At 30.2% G+C, this 11,467-nt stretch carries 12 protein-coding genes; all 12 read right to left on the bottom strand.

Annotated elements, in window-relative coordinates:
• Window positions 1-312 precede the first annotated feature (312 nt).
• A complete protein-coding gene (locus H4O20_RS08335) occupies window positions 313-873 on the bottom strand; it encodes a hypothetical protein (protein ID WP_139856803.1) in 561 nt (186 codons plus the stop codon).
• Window positions 874-1,021: 148 nt separating this feature from the next.
• Window positions 1,022-1,765 (bottom strand): hypothetical protein, encoded by a 744-nt coding sequence (locus H4O20_RS08330; protein ID WP_110476603.1) that lies wholly within the window; start codon window positions 1,763-1,765, stop codon window positions 1,022-1,024.
• Between the two features lie 181 nt (window positions 1,766-1,946).
• Window positions 1,947-2,738, bottom strand: a complete 792-nt coding sequence (locus H4O20_RS08325; RefSeq protein WP_185098933.1) for a hypothetical protein — start codon at window positions 2,736-2,738, stop codon at window positions 1,947-1,949.
• A gap of 96 nt (window positions 2,739-2,834) precedes the next feature.
• Window positions 2,835-3,299 carry a hypothetical protein gene (locus H4O20_RS08320; RefSeq protein WP_185098935.1) on the bottom strand — a complete coding sequence of 155 codons (465 nt, stop codon included), beginning with the start codon at window positions 3,297-3,299 and terminating at the stop codon, window positions 2,835-2,837.
• Window positions 3,300-3,443: 144 nt separating this feature from the next.
• Window positions 3,444-3,923, bottom strand: coding sequence for a hypothetical protein (locus H4O20_RS08315; RefSeq protein WP_185098932.1), 480 nt, complete (start codon window positions 3,921-3,923; stop codon window positions 3,444-3,446).
• A 170-nt stretch (window positions 3,924-4,093) separates the two neighbouring features.
• Window positions 4,094-4,732, bottom strand: coding sequence for a hypothetical protein (locus H4O20_RS08310; protein WP_185098931.1), 639 nt, complete (start codon window positions 4,730-4,732; stop codon window positions 4,094-4,096).
• Window positions 4,733-4,893: 161 nt separating this feature from the next.
• The gene (locus tag H4O20_RS08305) at window positions 4,894-5,403 is read right to left on the bottom strand and encodes a hypothetical protein (protein ID WP_185098930.1); all 510 of its coding nucleotides are present in this window, start codon (window positions 5,401-5,403) and stop codon (window positions 4,894-4,896) included.
• Between the two features lie 245 nt (window positions 5,404-5,648).
• On the bottom strand, window positions 5,649-7,232 hold the full coding sequence (locus H4O20_RS08300; RefSeq protein ID WP_221442793.1) for an N-6 DNA methylase: 1,584 nt from the start codon (window positions 7,230-7,232) through the stop codon (window positions 5,649-5,651).
• Window positions 7,225-7,851, bottom strand: coding sequence for an HNH endonuclease (locus tag H4O20_RS08295; RefSeq protein WP_185098929.1), 627 nt, complete (start codon window positions 7,849-7,851; stop codon window positions 7,225-7,227). The genes H4O20_RS08300 and H4O20_RS08295 overlap by 8 nt, the downstream gene beginning before the upstream one ends.
• Before the next feature lie 7 nt (window positions 7,852-7,858).
• Window positions 7,859-8,527, bottom strand: coding sequence for a hypothetical protein (locus H4O20_RS08290; protein ID WP_185098928.1), 669 nt, complete (start codon window positions 8,525-8,527; stop codon window positions 7,859-7,861).
• A 5-nt stretch (window positions 8,528-8,532) separates the two neighbouring features.
• A complete protein-coding gene (locus H4O20_RS08285; RefSeq protein WP_185098927.1) occupies window positions 8,533-10,962 on the bottom strand; it encodes a sensor histidine kinase in 2,430 nt (809 codons plus the stop codon).
• Window positions 10,955-11,179 carry a helix-turn-helix transcriptional regulator gene (locus tag H4O20_RS08280; protein ID WP_185098926.1) on the bottom strand — a complete coding sequence of 75 codons (225 nt, stop codon included), beginning with the start codon at window positions 11,177-11,179 and terminating at the stop codon, window positions 10,955-10,957. Before H4O20_RS08280 ends, H4O20_RS08285 begins: the two co-directional genes overlap by 8 nt.
• Between the last annotated feature and the right edge of the window lie 288 nt (window positions 11,180-11,467).

The raw sequence follows: 11,467 nt of genomic DNA, 5'->3' as shown, positions 1-11,467 counted from the left end.
TTCCATTAAAATCCGTTTTGGTTTTATTGAAATATTTTAAGAACCAAAATTGAATTCGGTCCTTTATTTGTTCAGCAGATTTTTCTATTAAGTTTTCCATTTCTTAAATGCACCACAACGTTTAGTATAAAAGAAGTAGGGCTGTAAATAAGCAATTACTATTCGGATTCTCCACAAGCCAAATCTTTTGCATTTTGTTTTATATTTTTGTTCTAAAGCCAAATCAAAAAATTTGGCGACCTCGCAAAAGTGCCTGATACATTGGGTTTAGCACTTACTTGCCCTATTTTTTTTATACAGTGTTGCCACACGTTACTCTGCGTAACTCTTCGTTTTTGTTTTTATTATTTTTCCATCTTCATTCAGCAAATTCCAAGTTTCAGTAAATTTACTTTCTGTTAGAATTAAAGTTTCCTCTTTGTATTTGTACCATTTCTTAATTTTATTTGAGTATTTGTAATAGTTGATTTCTTTTATAAAATCGCCAAATGATTTGTCATTCATAAAATCGGTTAAATTCTTGGCTCGATTGTCAATTTTTCTAGTAATCCATTCCTCGGTTAAGTTACCATTTTTATCAAATAATTTTTCGCTCAAATAGTTGCCAAAATCATCTATTTCTGTTTTTCGAGCGATTTCCCCATTTCGATAAAATACATTCTTAGTTCCAATATTTGTCTTAAATACTTCGTTATCAATTTCAAATTTCGTTCGAACTGTTATAAATCTCGGTTTACCATTACCATAAAAAATAGTGTCGATTTCGGTTTCTATTTTATTTAAGGGTTTAGTTAAATCCGTATAATTATTTGTGTATTGCGAATAGGCATTCGACAGAAATAGAACAAAAATTAATGATATTACTTGTTTCATTTAATGTGTGGCAACGGTCTCGGCTATGAGTAGTTGCGTGTTTTAGTACCTAACTTTGCAAGTACACACCAAACTGAAAATCCGCGAGGATTTTCAGAAGTAGGTGAGAACAAGCAATTACTTATAGCCATTGTTGGCAATAGTTTTTTCATTCGTATGTTCCATACCAATTCAATTCCGATTTCCAATCGGTTTTTGTGTAATCCACTTTGTTATTGGTATATACTCGAAATATTTTTTTAATCCTAGTATTTTCTAAAAGAGACTTAATAGAATCGTATTGTTTTTTGGGAACTTTTTTATCCACGAACAACATATATTTAAAATCATTCTCATTTGGCTCCTTAAATGAAAAAATATATTCCATAGTTGCAAGTTCGATACCCGATAGGTTTATATATTTATCTGATTTTGATATTAGTTTGCCATTTTTATATCCAACATAAATATTATAGTCAAATTCTTTATTTCCGCTCGGAATGAGTCCGTTTTCTTTCTTGACTAAATCAATGTCGAGATTTATGTTTTTTTCAAAGTATTGATATGCATTATTAATTTTCGATAATTCAATTGTGCGTAAAGAATCAGTCTCTGTTTTGATGAATAAAGTATCCTTTTGAGAATTCATTTTATATTCAAAAACAAAGTCGGTTCTTAAATCAGGGTCAATATTTGTTAGTTGAGTATAATAAATTTTTGAATTGTCACTTCTCCAGGAGTACTTGGTTTCTCGTTCCCAAGAATTTGTCAAAAGAGAATCTTTGTAGAATCTTAAATCCACAATATTTGCACTATTCGTTGAACTCCAATTACCAAGCAAGTCGGTATCTAAGTTTTTATCCGCGCAACTTTGACAAATTGCAATTATTAATATTGTTCGAATTATGTTCATTCAAATTATTGCCAACGGTCTTGTGTATGAAACGTAGCGTATAAATAAACGCTAACTTTTCGGATTTAGCACGAGCCGAATTTTTTATTTTTATGTTTAATTTTCTTTTATAAATATAACCAAATAAAAAATTTGGCGTACTTTGTAAATATACAAAAACCTCTCGGAAAGCCTATAATAGCTATGTTTTATACACGTTGTTAGCCACTGGCTTTTTCCGTTTGCTTATTTTCTTTACATACTTTTTCAAATTCGTGTCATCATAAAACACTTTTTTATCAAAACGTTCCATTATTCTATTCAGTCGATTAATGTTTATGTGAGCTCTTCTTCTGATATGTTTTTTTACTTTCTTTACTTTTCCTTTTTTTACAGTCATAAAATCGAGCCTAATAAAGTATGATTCGTAAATGCTGTAAAGTGATAAAAAGTATAAATAAGGCAAGAAAAGTATTGTAATTGCTATTGGTAATACAAATGAGTGTAGTGTTCCTAATTTAAAGAAATCAGAATATCCATTTGCCATTTGATAGATAGAATAAATTAAAAGGCCAAAACCAAATATTGCCATTAAATTCGTTAGCAATTTTGCTACTTGAGCATTCTTTGAATCCAAACCTGCAACTGCTTGTAGCATTACAATGAAGATTAATATAGGAAGCAATATTAGTTCTGTTACTAAACTGAAATTGTAAAAATTAATTACAAATTCTAATATCGCAATCACTTTTATAGTGTCAATTAGAATTTCTTTAAAGTATTTGCTGTCTTTGGCTTTATTTAGGCTAAAAACCAAAACGAATGCAACTGAAAAAAGCCAAAAGATTGAATCTTTAATATCAGCTGATGTCCAAAGTCCAATTGCTTTTAATAAACTAAATATTCCAAATAAATAAATGCCTAAAGTTAAATAGATTGCAAGAAAGTATTTGCCAAAAAGTAATTTCACAACATCTTTCAATGAATTTCTCATTGATTTTTGAGTAAGAACAAATAGAATGAAAACTCCAAGCCAAATGAGTAATGAAATTTCTCTGTTGCTAAATATTTCTTGTAGTTTGTTCAAATATTAATAATGTGTAAGTATTGAAGTTAGAACTTGATTAGCAACACTAAAATTTTCTTCTTGTTCGTTTAGTAGCATAAAATTCTTTTCTCCGTGAAATAGGTTATTTCTATATCTATAAACGATTATAGCAAGAGCTAAAATTTTATTCGATGTATTGTTGTCATTTCCTAATATCACCTGTTTAACAAATTCCTTTCTTGCATTAGGAACAATACGTAAATATTCGAAACGTTCATTTGTATTATTGTCTGCTGTGTAACGTTCTTTAAAATAATTTAAATGGTCTTCAAAATCCTCAATTTGGAATTCGATTTGATTTAAACTTTCTTCTATTCGATTTATAGTACAATTTCTATCACAAACCAAGTTTTCGAATATGTTCCATAATAGCGAAAAGTCCTTAATATTCTTTAAATCATTTTCTGTAAAATTAGTTCCGAATTTGTTATTTATCCATTCAATCATTTGTAGTTGGGATTTTTTTTCAGCTTGTGGCTAACGTGTTTGTATAAGATTAGTTGCGTTGTTTAAGCAACTAATTTAGCAAATACAAACCGAATAGAAAATCCGCGAGGATTTTCGTAAGCAGGCTTGCACTAGCAATTAATTTTATACGGTGTTGGCAACTGTATTTTTTATTTCAGTCGGTTTATTATTTATTCGTTTAATCATATATGAAATTAAAAGTCCGATTGAAAATGTTGTCAGAACTGTACAAACAACAAAAGCGATAATCGGTGGAATCATCATCAGAAATTTTTCCTCCGCAACAGTTAGACCTACAATCAGACAAAAAGTTGTCCAGATTATTAAATTCACAACAGTTGAGTATTTAAAGGAAGTCAGAAGTAATGATTTTCCGTTTTTGATATTCTTATAGGCTAATTTTCCGCCAATCCAAAGAGCATTCAGAAATGCAACTACAAGTCCGATTGTAGATATTCCATATGTTCCAATTATTACCATTGTCAAAAGTCCTTCTCCAGTTAATAATAATGGAATCCAAATAGTCGCAATTACTGTCAAAATTCCGATTGGTGCTCCAATCAGATATGAAGTCAGAATACTTTGTTTTAATTTCTCTTCCATTCGTTTTGCGTTTCGTTCGGATATTGTTGCCAACGGTTTTGTGTATGATTAGTGGCGTGTTTAAGCAACTAATTTAGCAAATATAAACCGAATAGAAAATCCGCGAGGATTTTCGTAAGTAGGCTAGAACTAGCCATTAATTATACACGTTGTTGCCACACGTTTTTTCTTCAGTGTGTAATTTTTTTTGCGGTTTTATGATTTCCGCGCTCAATTTCTGTTATTATATCGTGACATTCGTAGCAAACTGAAAACAATGTAAAAAGAGGTTCGTTTTTTCTAAAATAACCAATTGTATGATGAACTTGAGTTGCTTTTTTTGTTAAACAAGATTGGCAAATATTTTTATCTCTTTCAAGCACAATTTTTCTTTTTTCAAGCCATTGTTCCGATTTTAAATATTCATTATAATCGTCCCAAAAAGTATCTCTCCGTTTTTCTTTTTTCCAATTAGAAATCTCCGTTATCTCTTCACTATATTTTGCTTTTAATTCCTCAATTCTTTTTAAAAGTGAATAATCAAAACTGTCTAATTCGGCTTTGTCGTAATCGGACTTTTTAAATGCTGTTCCATTTTTTCTGCCACAATTTTGACATTGATTATTTACCAAATAATTGTCGGCATAATTCATTGCGTCAATTTCGTCATTATAAAATCGTGTGAGTTTATTATTTGGATGAGTACAACATTGTTTATTATTTAGGTATTCGATTTGAATATTTCCACAATCTGACTTTTCACAACTATATTTATATCCGAAAATATAATCTTCGGAAGTCATATTACTTTGGCATTCTTTACATTTCATTGGTTTGGTTCAAATGTGTGGCAACGTGTTTGTGTTATGGCTAGTTGCGTTGGCGAGAACTAAGTTAGTAAAAGAAACCGAACCTGTGGAAAATTCCGCAGGAATTTTCCGAATAATCACTGACTAGCAATTAGTTATACACGGTGTTGGCAAATCGTTTTTTATTTCAGTTGTTTCTTTTCGCAAAGGTCAAATTCAGTTTTGGTCTTTATAAATTTAACGAAACAGTCTTTTGGTTCAGATTTAAAAAAAAGAACTTCAGTTTCGGTTTCATCAATATCCTTATAAAAAATTCCAGATAAATACTTTTTCCTTAATTTCAAATACGGTTTACTTCCAGGTCCTGCGAAGTATTCTTGAGTTGTATAAATGATTTCAAAATCATTGATTTCCCACGAACTATGCTTCTTTTCAGTTCCTGAAAAATCTCCAACAAACTCAAAGAAAAGAATTATCAGTCCAATTCCAATTGTCATTACAATCGATAAAATCCGATGTCCTAATTTTTTGGAATGCCAGAAAATAAATCCGATTATTACAACTAAATTAAGGAACGTAATCTTATAAATATCAGAGTGAGCAAAATTCAGTTCAGATTTATAAATCAGCAATTCAGCAGTTACAATTATTATCAAAATAATAGCTAAAATGTCTTTAGTTCTCTGTTTCATCAAATGTTTGCCAACGGTTAGTATAAGAATAGTAGCGGATTTTTACGCACTAACTTTTCGGTTAAACACAGACCTTTTTTATATTTACTTAATTTCGTTTTAGCGACAAAACCGCTATTATTTTTATACATTGTTGTACACTGGCTTTTTTCCGTTCAGATTGTCATTCAGCGTTGGAAAAGACATACTCTTTTGCAATTTTGGGCTTGTGTTTTGGCTGTAGCGAATTGCAAATGTGTATGGCTTTAAGCGTTGGCATATTCACGTAATCTTTTCTTTTTTAATTTATTTCTTATTTCTGTCAGTTTTTTTAGATTATCATAGTCTATTCCCAATGTTGAGTTAAGTATATTAAAGTCATTTTGATTTAATATTTGCTCAATATTTGATTTGTTTTCAAAATCAGTTGTGAAATTTTCAAATTGATTTTGCTCAATCTCAAAGTATGGAATGGGTAACTTTTTAAATTCACTTGGAATTAATTCTAAAACTCCACCACCATAATATCTGCCATCTAATTCGGAAAGAAGTAAGGTTAGCGTATTGTAGAATGAATAAATGAAACTGTTCAAATCAAATCCACTTTTCATACTGACTTTATACGCAGAATCTGTCACAAAAGCACCTGAATCATTTTTCAAAAGCTTTGGATATAAATGACTTCTTTTAAAAAAGAAAGCATCTGGTCTTTCTGAAATATTTGGAATTACATACCAATTGTTTCGGATTCTACATTTATATCGGTCTGGAATTTCTTCTAATTCACCTAGTTTTAAATACTCTCGTAAATTTTTTGAAATCTTGTCATTATCGTTAAGCTGTAGAAGCCTTGTCGGACGATTATCTTTTTCAAGTTCTTTTATATTTTCATCATTAAAAACCACACTTCCATTTACATAGAGCCCTTTTTGGATAATTGGCTTTGTATATTGTGATAAATTGAATTTGCCTTCTGTTTCTCTATCAATTATGAAATAATTATTTGCACCTGTCACTATTCCAGGCTTAGAATCTGAATAGTCATTTACTGTTTTAAGTTCTCCCTTTAGATTGTCAATAAATGTTAGTTCATCAGTAGTTAAAAAATGATGTGTCCATTTAACCTTTGAAGAAACCAATAGTTGGTTATTTCTTAAAACAAAGCTATTATTATCTAATAATTCTTTTGAAGTAATGTTGGTGAAAAATTCTCCTTTGTTTTCTGATTTTTTATATGCGAAAAGTACTATTGTATCTTGCCCTTTGCATTCGAACATTAAATCGTTGAATGTAAATATTTCTATTCTTTCAAATTGAGCTTTTAAATATTCTCTAATCTCTTCTGCAAATTTAACTTGCAATAATTCTGATGGTAAGACAAATGCCAAAACTCCATTTTTAGCCAACAATGTATTTGCTTTCACTAAAAATGTTGTCCAAATATTTTTAACTGATGCTTCTGTCAAATTTTCGTTAGAATGTATTTCTTTACTTAATTCAATTTGTTTTGAAGTAAGTATGTTTTTTTTGACATATGGTGGGTTACCAACTACAGCTGAATATTGTTTAGTTGTTGAAAATTCTAAGAAGTCTGTTTCTACAAATGAAGCCGTTTTTCTAGTCCATTTATCTGAAGCTGTTTTCAATTCAACTTTGTTAATGTCTAATGCAGTTAAGTTGATATTTATGTTTTTCTCTTTCTCTAATTCTGAAATAAAAGCTCCATCACCAACACTAGGTTCCAATATTGACATACGAGTTCTGTTTCTAAAATGAGATAAGACTCTTTTAGAAATAAAGCTTGCCAAATATTCTGGCGTGTAATATGAACCTGTACTTTTTTTATTCATTATAATATTCCATCAATTCTTGATGATAAATAAAATATTTGAGAGAATAATCCCCCAATTTCTCTTTTATTAATTCATATGTTCCATCTCCAATTTGGTAGTTTTCCAACTCAACTATTAAGGCGTTTATGATTTTTCTTAGCTCATTTAAATTCCACAAGACAATTATTGAACGTTCTCTTTCATCAAATCGAAAGGCTTTAGTAGCCATCCATTTACCCAAATCTGTTTTCCACATTATACTACCTGAGGATGTTCTGTATAAATGATTTTCGTAATCAGGTAAACAAGCATCAACAAAGCCTTGGTTGTTAATATTTGGTATGGTTTCATCTTTTGATGGCCATTTACTTCCCTTTTTATTATTACAATATTTACAGGAATAAGTGAGATTGTCATATTGACAATAATCAATGTTTCCATTCTTTTCAAAGAGACTCTTTGGTATAAAATGGTCGACTTCAAAATATGTATGTCTGAACCCGTCAAAGGAATCACAATAGCCACAACAATTATTAAAATCTTCTTGTAGGTCAGGTTTATGTTCGCTCCAATTTTTACCAGTTGGTTGTTTGGTAGTAACTGTTCTTCTAATTGGTAATGTAGCTCTTACTTTCATACACCAATTACTTTTTTCTTTTATCTATTAGAGATTGAAGAAAATCTTCAGCATCTTTTTTAGTTTTAGATAAATCGTCTAATTTCTTTTCAGTTAGTAAATGCTTCGGTATTTCATTTTTCTCACTTTTATCTAAAGCTAGTAATTCCTCTTGTTTAGAAATTAATAAATCTTTTTCGGAAGCTGTTAAACCTTCTTTCTCTCCCTTTTCTAATAGTTCTGTTACAATGACTTTCTTTTTATTAACGTGATTTCTATATTGTTCGATACTCTTAAACAATGTTGTTATAAAATGCTGTACTTTCTTCTCATCTTCATCGTCTTCACTAAAAATATCATCCTTATCAAAAATAATTTTCCAGTCTTCTACGTGAGGTTCAGCTTGTTCAACCTTATTAGTGAAAATGATATGCGGAAATAAAGGTTTCTTGTCATAAAACTCACTTTCTACAACTTCTCCGTTAAAAGTAACTTGGTTAGTTTCGTTTAACTTATAATCAATCATTAATAAATCTATATCAGATTCATAAACTTGATGCATTAGTTCATCTAAAGTCATTCCCTTATAGAATTCATAACCTATTATTTCTATTCCATAATTTCTAAAACGTCTTTGATATTTTTTTACTTGTTTAACATCTTCATCGATGTAACCAATTCTATATTTAGCCTCCATAAATTTTATTTTCTTAGTGGAAATGATATCATAACCGAAAAGCCTTTTTCTGGTTCTAAAATATCGATAGTTCCATTGTTATCATCAATTACAGATTTTACGAGATACATTCCTAAGCCAGTACCGATTTCTTTTCCTTTTCTATCTCTTTTTGCAGTTTTAAAAGGCAGGAATATTTCTTCCTTGTCTTCAAAAACTTCATCTAATCCAACGCCATTATCTGAATATAATATTTCAACATTATCCCCTTTAATATTAGCTGAAACATCAATAATTCTTTCCTGAACCTCAATTAGATTATTAAATGAATCAATTGAATTGTTTATAAGATTTGTAAATATGGTTGAGATATCCATTTCGAATGCTCTAAACTCATATGATTTATCTTTCGTTTTATCAACAATATTTAATAAAATGTCTTTCTTCTTAAAAATTCTACTCCAAGACTTACTTAATGATTTAAAAAAACCAGTAAATTCAAATTTACCTCTAGTTCTTTTGTCTTTTTTTATTGCTGTTAATGCATAGTCGACCCAATGAATTATTTTATCAGAATTTTCATCTAACAATTCTATAATATCAATTCCATCTTTATATTTAATTGATTTTTTCTGTTCTTTTGGAACAATAGATTTGAAGATTTCTTCAAGTTGTTTTACTTCAATTGCATTATCCTTAATTTCCTTTAATTCGTGAGCAAAAGACGATACAACAAGTCCTAAGCTTGCCAATGACCTTACTTGAACAATTTCTTGGTTCTCTTGTTCTGCCTTTTCATCATCGATAGCTTTAAAAGTATCCTTGAAAGCCTCTTCATAGGTCTTTTTTTCTTCCTCTTCTTTCTTTTCTTGGAATAAGTCTATTTTTCCGGTCTTCCCATAAATAGATTCTTCTACTTTTTTTCTTTGCTCTACAATTTTATTAGCTAGTTCTTCGGCTCTGCGATTTATCTCTTTTTCTTTTTCTTGTTTTTTCTTTTTTTGATTAACAAGGAATAAAGGATGTAGCATTTTTGACCTATCAACTTCAAATTCATTAATTAGTTCTGTTATGATAAATTTAAACGTATCAAACGCTTCATTTTCTTGTAAAGCTCCTCTATCAGACTTATCTATTAACAATGGATTTGTTAATCTTGAAATAGTGACAATACCCGCAGTTGATTCTGGTCTTACTCGCCAATCACCAATTCTTTGACCAGCACTAGCTGGACTTGCTGTAGCCCTAACTCCAAGTCTTAACCAATCATTATTCGGGTCTCCATATGGTCTTACTCTAAACGAATCTCGATAAATTTTGACACCACCAAACCTTTCTAAAACAGCTTTTCTTTCCTTGGAAACAATGTTTTTATATGGATATCCTTCTTTTTTAGAATTAACTAGTTTTAAATAATAAAATGTCAAATCAAAGTTTCCGACATCTTTGAGCATTTTTTTATTAGAATCATTAAGTTTCCATTCTAACACTTTGTCAATAGACTTCGAATACCTAAATGTTTTGTTTTCTAAAGTTTGTAAGTCGTAAGGATGGCTTTTGTTTTTATAAACGTTGGGATATTTCTTTTTTAATGACTTAATGTCAATTTCATTTCTAGTAATTTCAAAATCTACATTCAGATTTTCAGCATCATAACTAGCTTTTAGTTTATAGTCAAAATCGTTAAAAAATGCGGTATCAACTTTACCGAACTCTTTAGGTTGTTGAAAATGTTTAAAGAAAACTTCGAAAGGAATATTAAGTTCTTTTGGTGGAATTAGAGCTTCTAAACTTTTGAAGACAGAAGATGTTTCTTCATTAAACCAATCATCTTTTAAGTTTGTTATTTTAATGATTGTACCTCTATCAAAGTTCAAACCTTTTACAACTTTTTCTATAAGCACATTATTATTAGTAAGGCTTTTAATTTTACCCTTCAAGTCAATTTTAGAAGACTCTAATTCAGCTTCAATTTGTGAAATAGCTTTGTCCGCATTATCAAATTGATTCCAGTCCATTTTCCAAAAAGAGCCAATACCATTCTTTGCTTTTTTGGAAAGAGTCCACATTTCAGTTTCAAATCCAAGTCTGTCTAATGCAAAACGTCCAATTCCTTTTGCGCCAGTTTTGGTTCTCTTATCGTCAGAGATATAATCTTTCTCTTTATTGCCTGTTCCAATTTGCATCCAATGGTCTTTAATAACTTTTTCAGTCATTCCTTCACCATTGTCAATAATATATAAGATGCTTTTTTCTCTAACAGGGATTTCTATTTCTTTTCCATCGCTGTCTTTTACCTTTTTTGTTGGAATGTCAAAAAGTACTAGGCAATTTTTTGCATCAGCATCATAAGAGTTTTTGACTAATTCAATAATAGCTCCTTCTGGGTTAGAGAAATTTTCTCTACCCAACAACTTTCCCGCTCTTGCGGAAACTTTGAAAGCAACCTTAGCCATTATTAATTTCTAATTTTAAATGTTTGCAAACTTCTTCTAAAACTACAGCAGGTTCGCTATCAATTGCTAAAGCAATTAAATAAAGTTCTTCAGCTGTCAAACGTGTAGAGTTTTTTAAACTCAATTCACTCAGTCGAGAAGCACTTATTCCTGTTCTTCTGGATATTTCAGCTTTATTAACTGATTTTTTGTCCAAGAGTTTTCCTATTTCTGTCATCTTTAGAAATGTTTGACACAAATATATAAAAATAGGATGATTATTTAGATTTTCGGGATATTCAATTCATTCGGATGCTGTGGAAAAAGGCAAGCACTTTTTATTTTGTGAGGCACGAGCAAAATGAAATGTGCTTGACTGTGCGGTTGGCTTTTCAGAGCTTGTGTACAACGGTCCGGCTAAGAAACGTAGGGCTTTCGAAGCGATCGCTGTCCACAGTTACCAAAGTTTACTATGTGTACGAAACTTTCTAAAAGCCTTATCTGCCCTATGTTTTCTTAGCCATTG

Source organism: Aequorivita sp. 609, assembly GCF_014212065.1.
GTDB classification, from domain to species: Bacteria; Bacteroidota; Bacteroidia; order Flavobacteriales; family Flavobacteriaceae; genus Aequorivita; species Aequorivita sinensis.
Note: the sequence above shows the minus strand (reverse complement) of the source record. Positions and strands in the feature narration are given on the sequence as shown.